General features: G+C 74.7%; 2 protein-coding genes. Both read right to left on the minus strand.

Annotation, left to right across the window (positions count from 1 at the left end; all coding sequences use genetic code 11):
- Positions 1-31 precede the first annotated feature (31 nt).
- Positions 32-15,061: a type I polyketide synthase gene (locus ACIG3E_RS30955; protein ID WP_399622871.1), complete on the minus strand. Its 15,030-nt coding sequence runs from the start codon at positions 15,059-15,061 to the stop codon at positions 32-34.
- Positions 15,062-15,116: 55 nt separating this feature from the next.
- Positions 15,117-24,752 carry a type I polyketide synthase gene (locus tag ACIG3E_RS30960; RefSeq protein ID WP_399622872.1) on the minus strand — a complete coding sequence of 3,212 codons (9,636 nt, stop codon included), beginning with the start codon at positions 24,750-24,752 and terminating at the stop codon, positions 15,117-15,119.
- Between the last annotated feature and the right edge of the window lie 46 nt (positions 24,753-24,798).

Genomic DNA, 24,798 nt, shown 5'->3' on the forward strand with positions numbered 1-24,798 from the left:
GTGCCGCGTCAGGGGAAGGCGGGGCGGCACATCAGGAGATCCCGAACTCCTTGCTGATGAAGTCGAACATCTCGTCGTCCGTCGCGGACTCCAGCTCCTCCGCGACCTGCGCGTCCTCGTCGTCGTCCGCGCCACGGGTGCACCGGTCGAGCAGCGCCCGCAGCCGCTCGGCGATCGTGGCCAGCTCGTCGTCCGACGGCGCGCTCTCGGCGAGCCCCAGCTCCAGCGTGTCGAGCTGGGACAGGAGCGCCGCCGACTCGCCGTCGCCCGAGGCCAGTTCGGTTTTGAGGTAGGCGGCGAGCGCCACGGGCGTGGGGTGGTCGAAGACGAGGGTGGTGGGCAGGGGCAGCCCGGTGGCCGCGCCGAGCGCGTTGCGCAGTTCGACGGCGGTGAGGGAGTCGAAGCCCAGCTCCCGGAAGGCACGGCCGGGTTCGACCCGCTCGGGCCCCGGGTAGCCGAGGACGTCCGCTGCGTGCGTGCGGACCAGGTCCTCCAGGAGCCGGTCCCGCTCGGGCCCGGAGAGCGCCGCGAGCTGCCGTACGAGGTCGGGTTCCGTGCCGTCGGCCGCTTCGCCGTCCGTGCGGGCGGTGCGCTCCTGGAGGGCGCGGGCCTCGGGCAGGTCGGCGAAGAGCGGGTTGGGCGCGAGCGCCGGGCCGCCTGCCAGGTACTGCTCCCAGTCGACGTCGGCGATGACCGTGACGGCCTGGTCCTGGCCGAGGGCCCCGCCGAGCGCGGCGACCGCGAGCCCCGGCTCCATGGGCGGCACGGCGCCGCCCCGCGCCCGGTCGGCGGCCATGCCGCCACCGTCCCACGCGCCCCAGGCGACGGAGGTCGCGGTGAGGCCGCGCGCCCTGCGGTGCTCGGCGAGCGCGTCGAGCGCGGCGTTGGCGGCGGCGTAACTCCCCTGCCCGGTACCGCCGGAGAGCCCGGCGAAGGACGAGAAGAGCACGAACGCCGACAGGTCGAGCCCGGACGTCAGCTCGTCCAGGTGGCGGGCCGACTCGACCTTCGCACGGAAGACGGTGGCGATCCGCTCCGCCGTCACTCCGTCGAGTACGCCGTCGTCCAGGACGCCCGCCGTGTGGAAGACGGCGGTCAGCGGGGCGGTGTCGGGCATCGCGTCGAGCAGGCCCGCCAGCGCGTCGCGGTCGGCCACGTCGCAGGCGGCGATCGTGACCTCGGCCCCCAACTCCTCGAGCTCCGCCCGGAGTTCGGCGGCACCCGGGGCCTCCGCGCCCCGGCGGCTCGTCAGGACGAGGTGCCGGGCACCCTGCTCCGCGAGCCAGCGCGCGACGTGTCCGCCGATGGCGCCCGTGCCGCCGGTCACCAGGACGGTGCCGTCCGGCGTCCACTCCCCCGCCGCTGCGGTGTCGAGCGGTGCCCGCTCCAAGCGGCGCGCGAACACCCCGGAGCCTCGTACGGCCACTTGGTCCTCACCGGCCCACGCGCCGCCGACGACACCGGCGAGCCCGGCGGCGGCCCGCTCGTCGACGGTCTCCGGCAGGTCGACCAGGCCGCCCCACAGCCGCGGGTACTCCACGGCCACCACGCGGCCCAGGCCCCACAGGGCCGCCTGCGCGTGCCGGGGCGCGGGGTCCACGCCGCCGACGGTCAGCGCGGACCGGCTGGCGAGCCAGAGCGGGGCGTCCAGGTCCGCGGTGTGCAGGGCCCGCACCAGGGTCACGGTCGCGGCGAGCCCGCGGCTCACCCCGCCGCGCACGGCGTGCGGCTCCTCGTCCGCGGCCAGCAGCGAGAGCACGCCGGTCAGCGCGCCGTCTCCGGCCGCCACCTCCTTGCGCAGCCGCTCCGCGAGTCCGTCGCGGTCGGCGCCTTCGATGTCCGGTACGACGACCGTGCGCACTTCGGCGCCGAGCCCGTCGAGCGCGTGCTCGACCGAGGCCGCCCAGTCGGCGGCGTCCGCGCCGCCGTCCGGCACGACGAGCAGCCACGTGCCGTCGAGCCGCGCGGCGGGCGCGTGGCCGAGCGGCTTCCAGGCCACGCGGTAGCGCAGGGCGTCCAACGTCGAGGCCGTACGCCGCTGCCGCCGCCACGACGACAGGACCGGAAGCACCGCGCCCAGCGCGCCACCGTCGGCTCCGCCGCCCAGCTCGGCACTCAGCGACTCCAGGTCCTCCCGCTCCACGGCTTCCCAGAACCGCGCCTCCACCTCGTCGGCGGCGACCCCGCCCATACGGGTGGCGGCCGGGCCCGACGTCAGCCAGTAGCGGTCGCGCTGGAAGGCGTACGTGGGCAGCTCGACACGGCGCCGCGTCTCGACCGGCGCGTACAGCGGTGCCCAGTCGACCTCTACGCCGCGTACGTGCAGCTGCGCGAGGGCAGCGAGGAACGCCTCGGCCTCGGGGCGGTCCTTGCGCAGCGCACCGACCAGGCCCGCCTGCGCGGCCGGATCCGTGAGCGTGTCATGCGCCATGGCCGTCAGAACGGCGTCCGGACCCAGCTCCAGCAGGGTCGAGACACCCTGCCCCTGGAGCGCCTTCAGACCGTCGTGGAAACGGACCGCTTCACGGATGTGACGGACCCAGTACTCCGGGTCCTTCAGCTCTGCGGGATCCGCCAGTTCACCGGTGAGATTGGAGACGACCGGGAGTGTCGGATCCTGGTACGTCAGCTTGGCCGCGACCTTGCGGAAGTCATCCAGGGCCGGGTCCATCAGGGGCGAGTGGAAGGCGTGGCTGACCTTCAGCCACTTCACCTTGCGGCCCTCGCCTCGCAGGGTCTCCTCCAAGCCTTCCAGAGCCGCGCGCTCACCGGAGAGCACCAGCTGAGCGGGGCCGTTCACCGCCGCCACGCCCACGCGGTCCGTCAGGAGGGGAAGCACGTCCGCTTCCGTGGCCTGCACGGCCAGCATGGCGCCGCCCTCGGGCAGGGCCTGCATCAACCGGCCCCGAGAAGCGACCAGTTGAGCCGCATCCTCCAGGGACCACAGCCCGGCTACGTACGCGGCAGCCAGCTCACCGATCGAATGACCGCCCACGATCTCCGGGCGTACGCCCAGGGACTCGGCGAGACGGTAGAGGGCGACCTCGACGGCAAACAATGCGGGCTGGGCGTAACCGGTCTGCTCCAGCAGGTCCGCGTCCGTACCGAACATCACGCTCTGGAGCGAACGTTCTATCCACTGGTCAATATGGGAGCACACCTCGTCCAAAGCATCCGCGAACACCGGGAACGTCTCGTACAACTCACGGCCCATCCCGATGCGCTGGCTGCCCTGGCCGGTGAAGACGACACCGAGGCGGCCCTCGACGACCGAGCCCGTGACGGCCCCGCGCCCGCCGGACGCGAGCGACTCCAGGCCCGTCAGGAGGTCCTCCCTGCCGTGGCCCAGGACCACGGCCCGGTGCTCCAGCGGCGACCGGCCCGACAGGAGCGACCAGCCCAGGTCGACGGCGTCCAGGGCGGGGTCGTCCGTGATGTGGTTCCGGAGCCGCTCGGCCTGCGCCCGCAGCGCGTCCGCGCTGCGCGCCGAGACCAGCCACGGCACGGCCGTCACCGGCGCGACGGACTCCACGAGCTCAGCGGGCTCTTCGACCGGTGCCTGCTCGACGATCACGTGGGCGTTGGTACCGCTCACGCCGAAGGACGAGACGCCCGCGCGGCGCGGTGCGTCCGCACGCTCGGCCCACTCACGGGCCTCCGTCAGAAGCTCGACGGCACCCGCCGACCAGTCCACGTGCGAGCTGGGCCGGTCCACGTGGAGCGTCTGCGGCAGGACGCCCTCACGCAGGGCGAGGACCATCTTGATGACACCGGCGACGCCCGAAGCGGCCTGGGTGTGGCCGATGTTGGACTTCACCGAACCCAGCCACAGCGGCCGGTCCTCCGGCCGTTCCTGGCCGTACGTGGCGAGGAGGGCCTGGGCCTCGATCGGGTCGCCCAGGGTCGTGCCCGTGCCGTGGGCCTCCACCGCGTCCACATCGCTGGCGGAAAGCCCGGCGTTGGCGAGGGCGGCACGGATGACGCGCTGCTGGGAGGGCCCGTTCGGGGCGGTCAGGCCGTTGCTCGCGCCGTCCTGGTTCACGGCGGAGCCCTTGACCACCGCGAGGACTTCGTGGCCGTTGCGGCGCGCGTCGGAGAGGCGCTCCAGGAGGAGCAGGCCGACGCCCTCGCCCCAGCCGGTGCCGTCCGCCGCCTCGGCGAACGGCTTGCACCGGCCGTCGGCAGCGAGGCCCTGCTGCTTGCTGAACTCGTCGAAGGCGGTGGGCGTCGACATCACGGTGACACCGCCCGCGAGGGCCATGTCGCACTCGCCCTGGCGCAGCGCCTGCGCCGCCAGATGCAGCGCGACCAGCGAGGACGAGCAGGCAGTGTCGACCGTGACCGCCGGGCCTTCGAGCCCGAACGCGTACGACAGACGGCCGGAGACCACGGCTCCGGCGCTGCCGGTGAGCAGGTAGCCCTCGACGCCCTCGGGCAGGTCCTGGACGCCCTCGCCGTAGCCCTGGTAGCCGGAGCCGATGAAGACGCCGGTCTGGTGGCCGCGTACGGAGGCGGGGGCGATGCCCGCGCGCTCGAACAGCTCCCACGACGCCTCCAGGAGGAGGCGCTGCTGGGGGTCGATGGAGAGGGCCTCGCGCGGCGAGATGCCGAAGAACGCGGCGTCGAACTCGGCGGCGTCGTAGAGGAATCCGCCCTCCGCGCGGTACGCCGCCGCGCCGGTGGTCTCCCAGCCCCGGTCGGCGGGGAACACCGAGATCGCGTCCGTGCCCTCGGACACGAGCCGCCACAGGGCGTCCGGGCTGGTGGCGCCGCCCGGGTAGCGGCAGCTCATCGACACGATGGCGATCGGGTCGTCGGCGGGCGCGGGCGCGACGGCGCGCGTCCCGGTGGTGCCCGGCGCGTCGCCGAGCGCCTCGCGGCGCAGATGGGCGGCGAGCAGCCGGGCGTTGGGGTAGTCGAAGACGAGGGTGGTGGGCAGCTTGAGGCCGGTCGCGGCGGTGAGCCGGTTGCGGACCTCGACGGCCGTCAGGGAGTCGAAGCCGAGCTCGCGGAAGGCGCGGTCGGGCTCGACGGCCTCCGCGCCCGCGTAGCCGAGTACGGCCGCGGCGTGCGCCCGTACGAGGTCGAGGGCCACCCGCTCACGCTCCGGCACCGGCAGGGCGGCGAGCCGCTCGGCCCACTCGGAACCCGCGGCCGCGTGCGCCGCGGCGGGCGTGGCGGCGGTCTCCGGTCCTTCGAGGGCGCGCCGCACCTCGGGCAGGTCGCCGATGAACGGGCTGGGCCGCACCGACGTGAAGGCGGGCGCGAACCGCTCCCAGTCCACGTCCGCGACGGCCACGAACGTCTCGTCGTACGCCACCGCCTGGGCGAGCGCGGCGACCGCGAGCCCCGGCTCCATGGCCGTGACGCCGACGCGCCGCAGCGCTTCCTCGGCCTCGGCACCGGCCATGCCGCTGCCGCCGCCCCACAGGCCCCACGCGACGGAGGTCGCGGTCAGGCCGCGGGCGCGGCGCCACTCGGCGAGGGCGTCGAGGTGGGCGTTGGCGGCCGCGTAGGCGCCCTGGCTGCCGCTGCCCCACACTCCGGCGTTGGAGGAGAACAGCACGAACGCGTCGAGCGAACCGGTGTCGAGGAGCTCGTCGAGGTGCGCGGCGCCCGCGACCTTCGCCTCCAGGACGGCGGCGATGTCCGCCGTGGTCATGGTGTGCAGCGGCTGCTCCTGACCGGCGCCCGCCGCGTGGAAGACGGAGCGCACGGTGCGCCCGTCCGCCGCCAGCTCGTCGAGGAGTCCCGCGACGGCGTCCCAGTCGGCCACGTCGCAGGCGGCGACGGTGACGTCGGCGCCCAGCTCCTCCAGTTCGGCCTTCAGTTCGGCCGCGCCCGGGGCATCGAGGCCGCGGCGGCTGGTGAGCACGAGGTGCTCGACGCCCTCGCGAGCCAGCCAGCGCGCCACGTGGCCGCCGATCGCGCCCGTACCGCCGGTGATCAGGGCGGTGCCGCGCGGCGACCACTGGGGCTCCGCGCCCCGGTCCTCGGGCAGCGGGGCGTGCGCGAAGCGGCGCACGAAGACGCCGGTGTTCCGCACCGCGAGCTGGTCCTCGCCGCCGGGCCCCGCGAGGGCTGCGGCGAAGCGCGCGCCGGTGCGGGGGTCGTACGACGGCGGCAGGTCGACCAGACCACCCCAGCGGTCCGGGTGCTCCAGGGCCACGACCCGGCCGAGGCCCCACAGCTGGGCCTGGTCGGGGCTGACGGCCCGGTCGCCGCGGCCGGTGGCGACGGCGCCGTGCGACACCGTCCACAGGCGGGCGCCGATCCCGGCGTCGCCGAGGGCCTGCACCAGCGCGACGGTCCCCGCGAGCCCGGCGAACACGGCCTCGTGCCCGTCGACGGGGCTCTCGTCGAGACCGAGGAGCGAGACCACACCGGCGAGCTCCCCGCCGGGGAGGTCACGCAGCCGCTCGGCCAGCGCCTCACGCGTCAACTCGTCCGAGGTGAGCCGCAGTTCGGCCGCCTCCGCACCGGCCCGCGTCAGGGCCGCGACGGCGCCCGCGGCCCACGAGTGCTTCGCGGCGTTCTCGGGCAGCACCACCAGCCACCGGCCGGTGAGCCCGGACGTCGGCAGGGCGCTGTGCGCCAGCGGCTTCCAGGTCACGCGGTAGCGCAAGGCGTCCAGGGCCGACCGCTCGCGCCGCTGCCGCCGCCACGAGGACAGGGCGGGCAGGACGGACCCGAGGCCCGCGGCCGAGTCCTCCGCGATCTCCAGCTCCGCCGTCAGCTCCGCCAGGTCCTCGCGCTCCACGGCCTCCCAGAAGCGCGCCTCCACCTCGTCCACGGCGAGTACGGGCTCCGCGCCCGGCGCCTCGTCCTCGGTCAGCCAGTAGTGCTGGCGCTGGAAGGCGTAGGTGGGCAGGTCGACGACGGTTCCGGCGCCCGGGTAGAACGCCTTCCAGTCCAGCTCGGCACCGCGCGCGTGGGCCTCGGCGAGCGAGGCCGTGAGGCGGGCCGCCCCGCCTTCGTCGCGCCGCAGGGACCCCAGGGCGACGGCCGCTCCTTCGCGCCCGGCGGCCTCGATGGTGGCCTGAACGGGGACGGTGAGGACCGGGTGGGGGCTCATCTCCAGAAACAGACCGTGGCCCTCGGCGAGGAGGCCGCGGGTGGCGTGCTCGAAGAGGACGGTCTGGCGCAGGTTGCGGTACCAGTAACCCGCGTCCATCGGCGTTGTGTCCAGCCACGAGCCGGTGAGCGTGGAGTACAGCGGGACCTGAGCCTCCTGCGGGCTCACACCCTCAAGCGCCTGGCCGATCTGCGCCTCGATCTCCTCCACGTACGAGGAGTGCGACGCGTAGTCCACGGGGATCGTACGGGCGCGAACGTCCTGGCCCACGCACTGCGCGACCAGCTCCTCCAAGGCCTCCGGCTCGCCGGACACCACCACCTGGGCAGGTCCGTTGACGGCCGCGACCTCAATCCGGCCCTCCCAGCCCGCGATCAGCTCACGGACCTCGGCCTCGGGCAGCGGCACCGACACCATGCCGCCCTTGCCCGACAGCTCACGAATCGCCAGGCTGCGCAGCGCGACGACGCGGGCGGCATCCCGCAGCGACAGCGCGCCTGCCACGCACGCGGCCGCGATCTCACCCTGACTGTGACCCACCACAGCGGCGGGCTCCACACCCGCCGCACGCCAGACAGCAGCCAACGACACCATCACCGCAAAGAGCACAGGCTGAACCACGTCGACACGGTCGAAGTGCTCCCCGCCCAGCTCCTCAAGGAGATCCCAGTCCACGAACTCCGACAGGGCATCGGCGCACTCCCGCATCCGCTCCGCGAACACCGGCGACTCATCGAGGAGTTCGCGCGCCATCCCGGCCCACTGCGACCCCTGCCCCGGGAACACGAACACCGTACGACCCGCACCGCTCACCGCGCGGCCCGTGACCACGCCATCGGCCGTGGCGTCGCCCTCGGCGAGCCGCTCAAGGGCGGCGAGGAGTTCCTCGCGGTCGCGGCCGAGGACGACGCCCCGGTGCTCGAACCGCGAACGGGTCATCGTCAGGGACCAGCCGAGGTCCGTCAGGCCGATCTTCTCGGTGTCGTCGTGGTCCGCTTCGGCGAGCAAGCGCTCCCGGAGCCGGTCCGCTTGTGCGCGCAGCGCGTTCTCGCTCTTCGCCGACAGGGCCAGCGGGACGAGGCCGGGGACCACCGACGGTGCGGGGGTCGGTGCGGGCCCGTCGCCGGCGTCGGCGGGAAGGGCTTCCTCCACCGGTGCCTGCTCCACGATCACGTGCGCGTTGGTGCCGCTCATGCCGAAGGAGGAGACGCCCGCGCGCCGCGGCCGTCCCGTCTCCGGCGCGGTCCACTCGCGCTCCTCGGTCAACAGCTCGACGGCCCCTTCGGACCAGTCGACCTCGGTCGTCGGCGTCTCGGCGTGCAGCGTCTTCGGCAGGATGCCGTGCCGCATCGCCATGACCATCTTGATGACGCCCGCGACGCCCGCGGCCGCCTGGGCGTGCCCGATGTTGGACTTGACGGAGCCGAGCCACAGGGGCTCCCGGTCGCCGGGCCGGTCCTTTCCGTACGTGGCCATGAGGGCCTGGGCCTCGATGGGGTCGCCGAGCGACGTGCCCGTGCCGTGGGCCTCGACGGCGTCCACGTCGGCGGCCGTCAGGCGGGCGTTGGCGAGGGCGGCACGGATCACGCGCTGCTGCGAGGGCCCGTTGGGGGCGGTGAGGCCGTTGCTGGCGCCGTCCTGGTTGATGGCGGAGCCCCGTACGACCGCGAGGACCTTGTGGCCGTTGCGGCGGGCGTCGGAGAGGCGCTCCAGGACGAGCATGCCGACGCCCTCGCCGACGCCGAAGCCGTCGGCGCCTTCAGCGAACGGCTTGCAGCGGCCGTCCGCGGCCAGGCCGCGCTGGCGGCTGAACGCGACGAGGGTGTCGGGCGCCGACATGACCGTGGCGCCGCCCGCGAGGGCCAGGGAGCACTCGCCCTGGCGCAGGGCCTGCGCCGCGAGGTGCAGGGCCACGAGCGAGGACGAGCAGGCCGTGTCGACGGTGACCGCCGGGCCTTCGAGGCCGAAGGAGTAGGCGAGGCGGCCGGAGATGACGCTGGTGGAGTTGCCGGTCATCAGGTGGCCTTCGAGGCCGTCGGGGACCTCCCGCAGGCTTTCGCCGTAGCCCTGCGACGAGGCGCCGACGAAGACGCCGCCCGCGCTGCCGCGCAGGGTCGCCGGGTCGATCCCGGCGCGCTCGAAGGCCTCCCACGCCGTCTCCAGGAGGAGCCGCTGCTGGGGGTCCATCGCCAGGGCCTCGCGCGGCGAGATCCCGAAGAACGAGGCGTCGAACTCGCCCGCCTCGTGCAGGAAGCCGCCGCCGCGCGAGTACGTGGTGCCCTGGTGGTCGGGGTCGGGGTCGTACAGGTTGGCGGTGTCCCAGCCGCGGCCCTCGGGCAGTCCGGAGGTGGCGTCGGCGCCCGCGCCGACGAGCCGCCACAGGTCCTCGGGGTTCGCCACGCCGCCGGGGAAGCGGCAGCTCATGGCGACGATGGCGATGGGTTCGTCGGTGTGCGCGTGGGCGGGCGCGGCGAGGGCGCCGCCCGGCGTCGTGCCCGCCGTCGTCTCGCTGTCGCCGTCGCCGTCGGTCAGTTCGGAGGCGAGGTGGCGGGCGAGGGCGAGGGGGTTGGCGTAGTCGAAGACGAGGGTCGCGGGCAGCCGCAGGCCGCTCGTCTCCTTCAGGCGGTTGCGCAGCTCGACGGCCGTCAGGGAGTCGAAGCCCAGGTCGCGGAAGGCGCGCTCGGCGTCCACGTCGTCGCCGGAGGCGTAGCCGAGGACGGCGGCGGCCTGGCCGCGCACGTGGTCGAGGAGCGCGCGCTCGCGCTCGTCGGCGGCGAGGCCGCGCAGGCCGCGGACCAGGGCGGGCGTGTCGCCGTCCGCGCCGCCCCGGTCGGCGACGGCGCGCCGGGCGGGGCCGTGGACGAGGCCGCCGAGCAGCGGCGGCAGGTGCGGGCCGTGCGCGGTGCGCAGCGCGGCGGTGTCGAGGCGCACCGGCACGAGGGCGGCGGCGCGGAGCCCGAGCGCGGCGTCAAGGAGGCCGAGGCCCTGCTCGGTGGCGAGCGGGGCGACGCCGGAGCGGGTCATCCGGTCCAGGTCCTCGGCGGTGATCTGCCCGGCCATGCCACCGCGTTCGGCCCACAGGCCCCAGGCGAGGGAGGTCGCGGGCACGCCCTGGCCGCGCAGGGCGTGCGCGTAGGCGTCGAGGAAGGTGTTGCCCGCCGCGTAGTTGCCCTGTCCGGCGCCGCCGAGGACGCCCGCGACGGAGGAGAAGAGGACGAACGCGTCGAGGTCGGCGGCCGCGGTGAGCGCGCGCAGGTTCACGGCGGCGTCGACCTTGGGCCGCAGGACGCGGTCCAGCTGCTCGGCGGTGAGCGAGGAGGTGATGCCGTCGTCGAAGACGCCCGCGGTGTGGACGACCGCGGTGAGCGGGTGCTCGTCGGGTACGCGGGCCAGGGCCGCCGCGAGGGCGTCCCGGTCGGCGGCGTCGCAGGCGACGATGTCGATGCCGACACCCAACTCCGCCATGTGCGCGGCGAGTTCGGTGGCGCCGGGCGCTTCGGGGCCGCGGCGTCCGAGGAACAGCAGGTGCCGTACGCCGTGCGCGGTGGCGAGGTGCCGGGCGACGAGGCCGCCGAGACCGCCGGGCGCGCCGGTCACCAGGGCGGTGCCGGACGCGTTCAGGGCGGCGGGGGCCTCGGCGGGTTCGCCGAGGTCGCGGGTGAGCCGGGGGACGAGCACGGCACCGGCGCGCACGGCGCACTCCGGCTCGCCGTGCGCGTACGCGGCGGGCAGCGCCCGCAGCGACTCGGGCGCGTCGTCCACGTCGGCGAGGACGAACCTGCCGGGCTCCTCGGACTGCGCGGAGCGCAGCAGACCGAGCACGGCGGTGTGGGCGAGGCCGGGTACCGGCTCGTCGGGGGTGACGGCGGCGGCGCCGCGCGTCAGGACGACCAGGCGCGCGTCGGCGAGGTGCGCGTCGGCGAGCCACGCCTGGACGAGGGCGAGGGCGTCACGGGTGGTGGCGTGCACGGCGGCCGCGATGTCGTCGGCGGCCGCCGTGGGGTCCTGGGCCGTGAGGTCCGGGGCCGTGAGGTCCGGGGCCGCCGTGAGGTCCGGGGCCGCGACCACGACGCCCGGCGCGGGCGCGGTGCCGTCGGCGACCGCCGCGGCCAGGTCGGCGAGGGCCGGGTACGCGGTGACGTCGACGCCGTCCTCGCTCAGGGCGCGGGCCACACGCTCGGCGCCCGCGCCGAAGACGGCCCACGAGTCGGCGCGGACCGTGCCGTCGGCCCGCGCCGCGACCCAGTTGACGCGGTACAGGTGCGGGACACGGGTGCGCTGCGCGGCGAGGCTCCGGCGGGCGTCGACGGTGCGGGACACCAGCGCGCCGATGCGCGCGACGGGCGCGCCGGTTTCGTCGGCCAGCAGCACGGAGACGGTGTCGCCGCCGCTTCCGGAACGGGTCAGGCGTACGCGCAGGGACTTGGCCCCGGTCGCGTACAGGGAGACGTCGCTCCAGGAGAACGGCAGCCGGGGCGCGCCGCCTTCGTCGCCGTCCGAACCGTCCGGCCCGTGCGAGCCGTCCGAGCCGTCCTGTGCCAGGTGCGCCGCCTGGAGCGCCGCGTCGAGGAGCACGGGGTGCAGGCCGAAGCGGCCCGCCTCGTCGCGCCGGTCCTCGGGGACGCTCACCTCGGCGAACACCTCGTCGCCGCGCCGCCAGGCGCCGCGCAGCCCCTGGAAGGCGGGGCCGTACTGGACGTCCGCCGCCGCGAACTCCTCGTAGAGGCCCTCGACGCCCACGGCCTCCGCGCCGCGCGGCGGCCACTGGGCCAGGTCGGATGCGCCGGGCAGGGCGTCCGCCGTGCTCACGGCCAGGATGCCGGTGGCGTGCCGGGCCCACGGCTCGGCCTCCGCGCCGCCCGCGTCGGGCCCGGTCTCGGGCCGGGAGTGGAAGGCCAGCGACCGCCGCCCGGAGGCGTCGGCGGATCCCACGGTCAACTGGAGCTGTACGCCGCCCGTTTCGGGGACGACGAGCGGTGTCTCCATGGTGAGTTCCTCGACCAGGTCGCAGCCGACCTGGTCGCCCGCGCGCGTCGCCAGCTCCACGAACGCCGTCGCGGGCAGCAGCACGGCCCCCGCCACGGCGTGGTCGGCCAGCCAGGGGTGCGTGCGCAGCGAGAGCCGTCCGGTGAGCAGATGCCCGTCACCTTCGGCCAGCGGCACCGCCGCGCCGAGCAGCGGGTGCCCCGCGTCATCGAGCCCGGCCACGGTGACGTCACCGGCCCCGGAGTCGGCACGCAGCCAGTAGTGCTGCCGCTGGAAGGGGTAGGTGGGCAGGTCGATGGTGGCGCGGGCGCCGGGGAGGAGGGCCTTCCAGTCCAACTCGGCGCCGTACGCGTGGGCCTCGGCGAGCGAGGCCGCGAGGCGGGCCGCGCCGCCTTCGTCGCGCCGGAGCGAGCCGAGGGTGGCGGCCTGGCTGTCGGTCGCGTCGATGGTGGCCTGCACCGGGACCGTCAGGACCGGGTGGGGGCTCATCTCCAGGAACAGACCGTGTCCCTCGGCCAGGAGGCCGCGGGTGGCGTGCTCGAAGAGGACGGTCTGGCGGAGGTTGCGGTACCAGTAGCCCGCGTCCATCAGGGTGTCATCGGACAGCCAGGCGCCGGTCAGGGTCGAGTACAGCGGGACCTCGGCGGCCTGCGGGCTCACACCCTCCAGCGCCTGGCCGATCTGCGCCTCGATCTCCTCCACGTACGAGGAGTGCGACGCGTAGTCCACCGGAATCGTACGGGCGCGAATGTCCTGACCCGTGCAGTGAGCGACCAGCTCCTCCAAGGCCTCCGGCTCACCCGAGACGACCACCTGGGCCGGGCCATTGACGGCCGCGACCTCAATCCGGCCCTCCCAGCCCACGATCAGCTCACGCACCTCGGCCTCGGGCAGCGGCACGGACACCATGCCGCCCTTGCCCGACAGTTCGCGGATGGCCAGGCTCCGCAGCGCCACCACGCGAGCGGCATCCCGCAGTGAGAGCGCGCCCGCGACGCACGCGGCAGCGATCTCACCCTGACTGTGACCCACCACAGCGGCAGGCTTCACCCCAGCCGCCTGCCACACGGCAGCCAACGACACCATCACCGCGAACAACACCGGCTGGACCACGTCGACACGGTCGAACCGGTCGCCGCCCAACTCCTCAAGCAGGTCCCACTCCACGAACTCCGACAGCGCGTCCGCGCACTCCCGCATTCGCTCGGCGAAGACGGGGCTGGACTCCAGCAGTTCCACGGCCATCCCGGCCCACTGCGACCCCTGACCCGGGAACACGAACACCGGACGGACCGTCCCGCCCAGCGCGCGCCCGGTGATCACGCCCTGAGCGGTGCCCTCGCCCTCGGCAAGGCGCTCAAGCCCGGCGAGGAGTTCGTCCCGGTCGCGCCCGAGGACGACGCCCCGCTGCTCGAACCGCGAACGGGCCGCCGCGAGGGTCCAGGCCAGGTCGTCCGCGTCCACCTCGGCGTTCGCCAGCAGGTGCGCGTGCAGTCGGGCCGCCTGGGCCCGCAGGGCGGCGGACGTCTTCCCTGACAGGGCGAGGGGCACCACGCCCGGGAGCACGGGTGTCGCGGAGTCCTCCTCGGCCGTCGGCTCCTCGACCGGCGGCGCCTGCTCCACGATGACGTGGGCGTTGGTGCCGCTCATGCCGAAGGAGGAAACGCCCGCGCGCCGGGGCTGTCCGGCCTCGCGCTCGGTCCACTCGCGGGCCTCGGTCAGCAGCTCGACGCTCCCGGCCGACCAGTCCACTTCGGAGGTCGGCGCGTCCACGTGCAGTGTCTTGGGCAGGACGCCGTGGCGCAGCGCCATGACCGTCTTGATGACGCCCGCGACACCGGCGGCGGCCTGCGTGTGGCCGATGTTGGACTTCAGCGAGCCCAGCCACAGCGGACGCTCCGCCGAGTGCTCCTTGCCGTACGTCGCGAGCAGCGCCTGGGCCTCGATGGGGTCGCCGAGGGTGGTGCCGGTGCCGTGGGCCTCCACGACGTCCACGTCGGCGGCGGTCACGCCCGCGTTGGCGAGGGCCGCGCGGATGACGCGGCGCTGGGAGGGGCCGTTGGGGGCGGTCAGGCCGTTGCTCGCGCCGTCCTGGTTGACGGCGGAGCCGCGGACGACCGCGAGGACCTTGTGGCCGTTGCGGCGCGCGTCGGACAGGCGCTCGACGAGGAGCATGCCGACGCCCTCGCCCCAGCCGGTGCCGTCCGCGCCCTCGGCGAACGCCTTGCAGCGGCCGTCTACCGCGAGACCGCGCTGGCGGCTGAACTCCACGAACGTCTCGGGGGACGACATGACGGTCACGCCGCCCGCCAAGGCCATGGTGCACTCGCCCTGGCGCAGGGCCTGCGCCGCGAGGTGCAGGGCCACGAGCGAGGACGAGCACGCCGTGTCGACCGTGACCGCCGGGCCCTGGAGGCCGAGGACGTAGGAGAGGCGACCGGACATGACGCTGGTGGTGTTGCCGGTCAGCAGGTGGCCCTCGACGCCTTCGGGGGCCTGCCGGACGCCTTCGCCGTAGCCCTGGTAGCCGGAGCCGACGAACACCCCGGCGCGGGTGCCGCGCAGGGTCGCCGGGTCGATCCCGGCACGCTCGAAGGCCTCCCACGCGGTCTCCAGGAGGAGCCGCTGCTGCGGGTCCATCGCCAGGGCCTCGCGCGGCGAGATGCCGAAGAACGCGGCGTCGAACTCCCCCGCGTCGCGCAGGAAGCCGCCCTGGCGGGCGTAGAAGGTGCCGCGCTTGTCGGGGTCGGGGTCGTAGAGCGCGTCGACGTCCCAGCCCCGGTCGTCGGGCAGGTCGCCGATGGCGTCGGCGCCGTCGGCGACGAGCCGCCACAGGTCCTCGGGGCTCGCCACGCCGCCGGGGAAGCGGCAGCTCATGCCGACGATCGCGATCGGCTCCCGGGAAGCCGCCGCCAGCTGCTGGTTCTGCCGTCGCAGCCGCTCGGTCTCCTTCAGAGACGCGCGCAGCGCGTCGACGACCGTGTCCGAAGGCCTCGTCATGTCCGGCTCCACATTTCGTGCTGCGTCAGGAATCGCTGCGTCAGGAATCGCTGCATCAGGAATCACCGTTGTCCAAGGCCATCTGGATCAGGTTGGCCACGTCCATGGCGTCGATCGAGGCGTCCGCGTCGTCGTCATCCGGCGCGGCGGTGGCCGGGGCCGCCGCCGGGTCCGGTGCGGCGAGCCGCAGCAGGGCGTCGAGCAGGCCCGCCTCGCGGATGCGGGCGACCGGGACGGCCGCCAGGGCCCTGCGGACGTCGGCGTCCACGGGGTGGTCCGCCGCGCCGTCGGCGACGTGGACGGCGTAGGCGTCGTCCACGTCGCCGGGTGCGGCGTCCGGCAGGAGTTCGGCGAGGAGTTCGCGGGCGAGCTCCCCGGGGGTCGGGTGGTCGAAGACGAGGGTGCTGGGCAGGCTCAGACCGGTCGCGGCGTTCAGCCGGGTGCGCAGCTCGACGGCGGTCAGCGAGTCGAAGCCGAACTCCTTGAACGCGCGGTCCTCGCGCACCGCCGCCGTGCCGGTGTGTCCGAGGACGGCGGCGACCTCGGTGCGCACCAGCTCCAGGACGATCCGCTCGCGGTCGGCGGGCGACGCGGCGGCGAGCCGGTCGCGCAGCGCGGTCGCCGCGTCGCCCTCGGCGGCCCCGCCAGCGGTGGCGTCCGGCGCGGCGGTGAGCGCGCGGCGCGCCTCCGGCAGGTCGTCGAGCAGCGGGCTCGGGCGCCGCACGGTGAAGGCCGGGGCGAACCGCTCCCAGTCGACGTCGGCGACGGTCACCAGCGGCCCCGGCCCGTCGAGCGCGCGCCGCAGGGCGGCGACGGCCACGTCGGGCCGCATGACGGGCAGGCCCCGCTTGCGCAGGTGCGCGGCCGCCTCGTCGTCCCCGGCTATGCCGGAGCCCGCCCACGGGCCCCAGGCGATCGACGTCACGGTCCGCCCGCGGGCCGCGCGCCGCTCGGCGAGGCCGTCGAGGAAGGCGTTGGCGGCGGCGTAGGCGGCCTGGCCGCCGCTGCCCCACACTCCGGCGATGGACGAGAAGAGGACGAAGGCGTCCAGCGGCGTGTCGCCGAGCAGGTCGTCCAGGTGTGCCGCGCCCGCGGTCTTGGCCGTCACGATGGCGGCGAAGTCCCGGGGCCCGGTCTCGGCGATCATCAGGTCCTGTCCCACGCCCGCCGCGTGCACGACGGCGCTCAGTGGCGCGTCCGCGGGGATCGCGTCGAGGAGCCGTGCGACCGCGTCCCGGTCGGCCACGTCGCAGGCGGCGATGGTGACCTCGGCCCCCAACTCCTCCAGTTCGGCTTGGAGTTCGGTGGCGCCGGGTGCTTCGGGGCCGCGTCGGCTCGTCAGGACGAGGTGGGCGGCGCCGTGGCCCGCGAGCCACCGGGCCACGTGCGCGCCGAGGGCGCCGGTGCCGCCGGTGACGAGCACGGTGCCGCGCGGCTGCCAGCCCTCGCCGACCACGGGGCCGCCGGGGGCCCGCGTGAGACGGCGTACGAGGACGCCGGACGCGCGGAGGGCGAGCTGGTCCTCGGTGAAGTCCTCGGCACCGGCGCGGGAGAGGAGCGCGGCGAGGCGGGCCCGCACGGAACCCGGGCCGCTCGCGGCCGGGTCGGCCTCGGTGGCCTCCGGCAGGTCGATGAGGCCGCCCCACACCTCCGGGTGCTCCAGGCCCACGACCCGGCCGAAGCCCCACACCTGCGACTGTGCCGCGGCGCGCACCGGGTCGGCGGCTCCGACGGACACCGCGCCGGACGTCGCGACCCACAGCCGCCCGCCGGTCCCGGCGTCCACGACGGCCTGCGTGAGCGCGAGGGTCGCGGCCATGCCCCAGGTCAGAGCGGCGCCAGGGGTGTCGGTCTCCGGGTGGCGGTACGGGCGCTCGTCCAGGGCGAGGAGCGACAGCACGCCCGCGACGGCGGTCGGCTCGCCGGTCTCCCGCAGGATCCGCGTCATCGCCGTACGGTCGGCCGCCTCGTCACCGACGACGACGGACCGGACCCGCGCACCGGCCTGCGCGAGCGCCTCCTCGGCGGCCGTGCGCCAGGGGTGTCCGGCCGCGTCGGCCGGGACGAGGAGCGCCCACGTGCCGTTCAGGCCCGTACCGGCGTCCTGCCCGGCCGTACCGGCGAGCGGCGTCCACGTGACGCCGTACCGCAGGGCGTCCACCTCGTGCCGCTCCTGCTGCCGCCGGTGCCAGGCGACCAGCGCCGGGAGCACCGTCTTCAGCGGCGCCTCCTGGTCGAGGTCCAGCGCCCCGGCGAGCCCGTCCAGGTCCTCCCGCCGTACGACGTCCCAGAACTCGGCGTCCACGGCCCCGGCCTCCGCGTCCAGCACACCGGACTGCGTCGGTTGCGGCCAGTACGTCCGGTGCTGGAAGGCGTAGGTGGGCAGCTCGACGCGGCGCCGCGTCTCGACCGGGGCGTACAGCGGCGCCCAGTCGACCTCGATGCCGCGTACGTGCAGCTGCGCGAGGGCCCTCAGGAACGTGTCGGCCTCCGAGCGGTCCTTGCGGACAGCCGCGACCAAGCCCGCCTGCGCGGTGGGCTCGGTGAACGTGTCGTGGGCCATGGCGGTGAGCACCGCGTCGGGGCCCAGCTCCAGGAACGTCGAGACACCCTGCCCCTGGAACGCCTTCAGACCGTCGTGGAAGCGGACCGCCTCACGGACGTGCCGCACCCAGTACTCCGGGTCCTTCAACTCGGCGGGATCCGCCAGCTCACCGGTGAGGTTGGAGACCACCGGCAGGTTCGGCTCCCTGTACTCCAGGCCCTCGGCGACCTTGCGGAAGTCCGCGAGGGCGGGCTCCATCAGGGGCGAGTGGAAGGCGTGGCTGACCTTCAGCCACTTCACCTTCCGGCCCTGGCCGCGCAGCGTCTGCTCCAGGCCTTCGAGAGCCGCGCGCTCGCCGGAGAGCACCAGCTGGGACGGGCCGTTCACGGCGGCCACGCCCACGCGATCCGTCAGCAGCGGCAGCACATCGGCTTCCGTGGCCTGCACGGCCAGCATCGCCCCGCCCTCGGGCAGAGCCTGCATCAACCGTCCACGCGCCGCGACCAGTTGAGCCGCATCCTCCAGCGACCACAGCCCGGCTACGTACGCGGCAGCCAGCTCACCGATCGAATGACCGCCGACAATCTCCGGACGTACACCGAAGGACTCCGCGAGACGGTAGAGCGCGACCTCGACGGCGAACAGCGCGGGCTGGGCGTAACCGGTCTGCTCAAGGAGGTCCGCGTCCGCACCGAACATCACGCTCTGGAGCGAACGTTCTATCCACTGGTCAATATGGGAGCACACCTCGTCCAACGCGTCCGCGAACACCGGGAACGTCTCGTACAGCTCGCGGCCCATGCCGGGGCGTTGGCTGCCCTGGCCGGTGAAGACGACACCGAGGCGGCCGCCCGTCGTGGCACCGGACACCACGCCCGGGCCGCCGGAGACCAGCGCGTCGAGGCCGGTCAGGAACTCGTCGCGCTCCCGGCCGAAGAGCACCGCCCGGTGCTCGTGCACCGCACGGCCCGACAGGAGCGACCAGCCCACGTCGACCGGGTCGAGCCCGTCGCGGTCGGCCACGTGCGCGCGCAGGCGTTCGGCCTGGGCACGCAGGGCCTCCGGGCTCCGGGCCGACACGAGCCACGGCACGGCCGTGATCGGCACGACCGGCTCTACGGGCTCCGTCGACTCCTCGACGGGGGCCTGCTCGACGATCACGTGGGCGTTGGTGCCGCTGATGCCGAACGAGGACACGCCTCCCCGGCGCGGCGCCGCGTCCCGCTCGGGCCACGCGCGCGCCGCCGTGAGCAGTTCGACGGCACCCGAAGTCCAGTCGACATGTGTACTCGGCCGGTCCACGTGCAGGGTCGGCGGCAGGACGCCCTCCCGCAGGGCCATCACCATCTTGATGACGCCCGCGACACCGGCGGCCGCCTGGGTGTGACCGATGTTCGACTTGATGGAGCCCAGCCACAGGGGCCGCTCGGCCGGGCGGTCCTGGCCATAGGTGGCGAGGAGGGCCTGCGCCTCGATGGGGTCGCCGAGGGCCGTGCCGGTGCCGTGGGCCTCGACGGCGTCCACATCGCCCGGCTTCAGGCCCGCGTTCGCCAGGGCCGCGCGGATGACGCGCTGCTGGGCGGGGCCGTTGGGGGCGGTCAGGCCGTTCGACGCACCGTCCTGATTCACGGCGGAACCGCTGACGACGGCGAGGACTTCGTGGCCGTTGCGGCGGGCGTCGGAGAGGCGCTCCAGGAGCAGCAGACCCACACCCTCGCCCCAGCCGGTGCCGTCCGCCGCCTCCGCGAACGCCTTGCAGCGGCCGTCCGTCGCGAGGCCACGCTGGCGGCTGAATTCGATGAAGGCGCTCGGCGTGGACATCACCGTGACACCGCCCGCCAGGGCCATGTCGCACTCGCCCTGGCGCAGCGCCTGCGCCGCCAGATGCAGGGCGACGAGGGCCGAGGAGCAGGCCGTGTCGACGGTCAGGGCGGGGCCTTCGAAGCCGAAGGCGTACGACAGGCGGCCGGAGACGACGCTCGCGGCGTTGCCCGTGCCGATGTAGCCCTCGGCGCCGTCGGGCGCGTCCTTGAGGAGGTCGAGGTAGTCCTGGCCGTTGGTGCCCGCGAAGACACCGGTGCGGCTGCCGCGCAGGGCCGCCGCGTCGATGCCCGCCCGCTCGAACAGCTCCCAGGAGGTCTCCAGGAGGAGCCGCTGCTGCGGGTCCATCGCCAGGGCCTCGCGCGGCGAGATGCCGAAGAAGTCCGCGTCGAAATCGCCCGCGTCGGAGAGGAATCCGCCCTGCCGGGCGTAGGTGGAGCCGGGGGTGGCCGGGTCCGGGTCGTACAGGGACCGCGTGTCCCAGCCGCGGCCCGCAGGGAACTCGCCCAGCGCGTCGACGCCGTCGGCGACGAGCCGCCACAGGTCCTCCGGGCCGCGTACGCCGCCGGGGAAGCGGCAGCTCATCGACACGATGGCGATGGGCTCGTCGTCCGCACGGACGGACGGAACGGGCGCCGTGGGGGTGGCGTCGGTGATCTCGTCGCCGATGAGGAGGCCGGACAGGTAGTCGGCGACGGCGTGCGGCGAGGGGTGGTCGAAGACGAGGGTCGCCGGGAGCGTCAGACCGGTCGCGGCGCCCAGGCGGTTGCGGAACTCCACCGAGGTGAGCGAGTCGAACCCGAGCCCCTTGAACGCGCCGTCGGAGGGCACCGCGTCCACCCCGCCGTGCCCGAGCACCGTGGCGGCGTGGGTCCGTACGAGGTCGAGCAGCGCCCGCTCGGCGTCGGGGCGCGGCAGGGCGGCCAACTGGCGCTTGAGGTCCGGCTGTTCCGCCTCGGAAGGCCCGGCGGGGCGGGCCGCGCGCAGGGCGGCCACCTCGGGCAGGTCGTCGAAGAGCGTGCTGTGCCGGGTGGCCGTGAACCCGTCGAGGAACCGGTCCCACACCACGTCGGCCACGACGAGCGCGGCCTGTCCGCCGTGGGCAGCCGCCAGACGCAGGGCCTGGGTGGCCCGAGCCGGGTCCATGACGGGCAGGCCCGCCCGGCGCATGCGCTCCTCGGAGTCGTCGTCGGCGGCCATGCCGCCACCGGCCCACGGCCCCCAGGCGAGCGACACCGCGGGCAGCCCCGCCGCACGGCGCCGCTCGGCGAGCGCGTCGAGGAAGGCGTTCGCGGCGGCGTAGTTGCCCTGGCCGGGTGCGCCCACCGTGCCGGTGAGGGAGGAGAACAGGACGAAGGCGGTGAGGTGTTCGCTGTCGCGCGTCAGCTCGTGCAGATTCACGGCCGCCTGGACCTTGGGCCGGAAGACGGTGGCGAACCGCTCCGCCGTCAGGCCGTCCAGGACACCGTCGTCGAGGACCCCTGCCGTGTGGAACACACCCGTCAGCGGCGCCTCCGCCGGGATCTCCGCGAGAAGCCGCGCCAGAGCGTCACGATCGGCCACGTCACAGGCGGCGATCGTGACCTCTGCCCCCAATCCCTCCAGCTCCGCCCGGAGTTCGGCCGCACCAGGCGCGTCCGCACCCCGGCGGCTGGTCAGGACGAGGTGCCGTGCACCCTGCTCCGCGAGCCAGCGCGCCACGTGACCGCCGAGGGCGCCCGTGCCACCCGTGACCAGGGCCGTGCCGCTCGGCGTCCACTCCCCCGCCGTGACGGCGTCGAGCGGTGCCCGCTCCAGACGGCGCGCGAACACCCCGGAGCCGCGCACGGCCACCTGGTCCTCGGCCGCCGGGGCCGCGAGGACCTGGGCGAGGCGAGCCACGGCACGCGTGTCCGCGGCCTCGGGGAGGTCGACGAGACCGCCCCAGCGCTCCGGGAGTTCGAGGGCCGCGACCCGGCCGAGGCCCCAGACCGCCGCGGCGTCGGCGTCGGCCGTGCGGTCGGAGGCGCTCACGGAGACCGCGCCCCGCGTCGCCACCCACAGCGGCGCGTCCACGCGCTCGTCGCCCAGGGCCTGGACGAGGGCGAGCGTCAGGAGGACACCGGCCGGTACGTCCCCGGCCGTCGGCGCCTCGACCGCCGCGGGCGCGCAGGCCAGCAGGGACAGCACCCCGGCGGCCGGCTCGCCCTGCTCCTCGCCGGGGCCGGTGAGGGCATGGCTGAGCAGTTCGCGCAGCGTGTCGCGGTCGGCGTCCCGTACCCCCACACGCAGCACGCGGGCACGGGCCCCGCCCTGCTCCAGGGCCCGTACGGCCCCGTCGACCCACGCCTCCTCGGGGGCTCCGGCACCGGCGACGACGAGCCAGGTTCCCGTCAGACGGCCCGGCGCCGTCCTGCCGAGCGGCTTCCACGCGGTCCGGTAGCGCCACCGGTCCAGCTCGGACCGCTCCTGCCGCTGCCGCCGCCACGCCGTGAGCGCGGGCAGCACGGACCGGAACGGCGCCTCCTCGTCGACCTCCAGCGCGCCCGTCAGCGCCCGCAGGTCCTCGGCCTCCACGGCCTCCCAGAAACCGGCCTCCACAGGGTCGGCCGCTTCGGCCGAGCCCTCCGTCAGCGGGTTGAGCCAGAGCGTCTGATGCTGGAAGGCGTACGTCGGCAGGTCGACGCGGCGCCGCGACTCGACCGGGGCGTACAGCGGGGTCCAGTCGACGGCGCTGCCGCGCACGTGCAGCCGCGCGAGCGCCGCCAGGAAGGCGTCGGCCTCGGGGCGGTCCTTGCGCAGAGCGGCGACCAGGCCCGCCTGCGCGGCGGGGTCCGTGACCGTGTCGTGGGCCATCGCGGTCAGGACGGAGTCCGGGCCGAGTTCGAGGAGCGTGGCGGCACCGAAGTCGGTGAGGGCGCCCAGGCCGTCGTGGAAGCGGACCGCTTCGCGGATGTGGCGGACCCAGTACTCGGGGTCCTTCAGCTCTGCGGCCTTCGCGAGCGCGCCGGTGAGGTTGGAGACGACCGGGAGCGTCGGGTCCTGGTACGTCAACTTGGCCGCGACCTTACGGAAGTCATCGAGCGCCGGATCCATCAGCGGCGAGTGGAAGGCGTGGCTGACCTTCAACCACTTCACCTTCCGGCCCTGATCGCGCAGGGTCTGCTCCAGGCCCTCAAGAGTCGCGCGGTCACCGGAGAGCACCAGCTGGGACGGGCCGTTCACAGCAGCCACGCCCACACGGTCCGTCAGGAGGGGAAGCACATCCGCTTCCGTGGCCTGCACGGCCAGCATCGCCCCACCCTCCGGGAGGGCCTGCATCAACCGGCCACGCGCCGCGACCAGTTGAGCCGCATCCTCCAGCGACCACAGCCCAGCCACATACGCCGCAGCCAGCTCACCGATCGAATGCCCGCCCACGACCTCCGGACGTACTCCGAAGGACTCCGCGAGACGGTAGAGCGCGACCTCGACGGCGAACAGCGCGGGCTGGGCGTAACCGGTCTGCTCAAGCAGGTCCGCGTCCGCACCGAACATCACACTCTGGAGCGAACGTTCTATCCACTGGTCAATATGGGAGCACACCTCATCCAGCGCGTCCGCGAACACCGGGAACGTCTCGTACAACTCACGCCCCATCCCCAGGCGCTGACTGCCCTGACCGGTGAAGACCACACCGAGGCGGCCCTCGACCACCGCCCCGGGCACGAGTTCTTCGAGGCCGCTCAGGAACTCCTCCCGCTCCCGACCGAAGACCACCGCCCGATGCTCGTGCACCGCACGCCCCGACAGCAGCGACCAACCCACGTCGACCGGGTCAAGGCCTTCGTCGGCCGTGACGTAGTCCCGGAGGCGCTCGGCCTGCGCCCGCAGGGCTTCCTCGCTACGGCCCGACACCAGCCACGGCACGGCCGTCACCGGCGCGACCGACTCCACGACCTCAGCGGGCTCCTCGACCGGCGCCTGCTCCACGATCACATGGGCGTTGGTGCCGCTGACGCCGAAAGAAGAGACGCCCGCGCGGCGCGGCCGGTCGGCCTCGGGCCAGGTCCGCTCGTCGGTGAGCAGTTCGACGGCTCCGGCTTCCCAGTCCACGAGGGAGTTCGGCCGGTCGACGTGCAGCGTGCGCGGGAGGGTCCCCTCGCGCATCGCCATGACCATCTTGATGACGCCCGCGACACCGGCAGCGGCCTGGGTGTGACCGATGTTGGACTTCACCGAACCCAGCCACAGCGGCCGGTCCTCCGGCCGGTCCTGACCGTACGTGGCGAGGAGGGCCTGCGCCTCGATCGGGTCGCCCAGGGTGGTGCCGGTGCCGTGGGCCTCGACCGCGTCCACGTCGACGGCCGCGAGACCGGCGTTGGCGAGGGCGGCGCGGATGACGCGCTGCTGCGCGGGCCCGTTGGGGGCGGTGAGGCCGCTGCTCGCGCCGTCCTGGTTGACGGCGGAGCCCCGTACAACGGCAAGGATCTTGTGGCCGTTGCGCTGGGCGTCGGAGAGGCGTTCCAGGAGCAGCAGGCCCACGCCCTCGCCCCAGCCAGTGCCGTCCGCCGCCTCGGCGAAGGCCTTGCAGCGGCCGTCGGCGGCGAGGCCGCGCTGGCGGCTGAACTCCACGAAGGTGTCCGGCGTCGACATGACGGTCACGCCGCCCGCGAGCGCGAGGGAGCACTCGCCCTGGCGCAGGGCCTGCGCCGCGAGGTGCAGGGCGACGAGCGAGGAGGAGCACGCCGTGTCGATGGTGACGGCGGGGCCTTCCAGGCCGAAGGTGTAGGAGACGCGGCCGGACGCGATGCTGCCCGCGCTGCCGTTGCCGAGGTAGCCCTCGAACTCCTCGAGGCCCCGCGGGTTGCTGAGGATGCGGTTGCCGTAGTCGCCGTACATGACGCCGACGAAGACGCCGGTGCGGGAGCCGCGCACCGACAGCGGGTCGACGCCCGCCCGCTCGAACGCCTCCCACGTCGCTTCGAGGAGGAGCCGCTGCTGCGGGTCGATGGCGAGCGCCTCGCGCGGCGAGATGCCGAAGAACGCCGGGTCGAACTCGGCGGCCTCGTGCAGGAACCCGCCTTCACGCGCGTAGCTCTTGCCGGGGCGGCTGGGGTCGGGGTCGTGCAGGTCCGCGTCCCAGCCCCGGTCGTCGGGGAAGGGGGAGATCGCGTCCCCGCCCTCGGCGACGAGCTGCCACAGGTCTTCCGGCCCGGCGACGCCGCCGGGGTAGCGGCAGCTCATCGCCACGATGGCGATGGGCTCCCGGCTCACGGACTCGGCGTCCTGTAGACGCTGCCGGGTCTGGTGCAGATCCGCGGTAACTCGCTTGAGGTACTCGCGGAGTTTCTGCTCGTTCGCCATTTCGGTGCGACTCCTTCAACGCAGAGGGCCGCACCCATCACATCCG

The organism is Streptomyces sp. NPDC053474, assembly GCF_044544845.1.
Taxonomy (GTDB): domain Bacteria; phylum Actinomycetota; class Actinomycetes; order Streptomycetales; family Streptomycetaceae; genus Streptomyces.

Bases quoted from the DNA above. Each gene is read 5' to 3' on its own strand.
- ACIG3E_RS30955 (WP_399622871.1), bottom strand. From the start codon at position 15,061: ATGACGAGGCCTTCGGACACGGTCGTCGACGCGCTGCGCGCGTCTCTG.
- ACIG3E_RS30960 (WP_399622872.1), bottom strand. From the start codon at position 24,752: ATGGCGAACGAGCAGAAACTCCGCGAGTACCTCAAGCGAGTTACCGCG.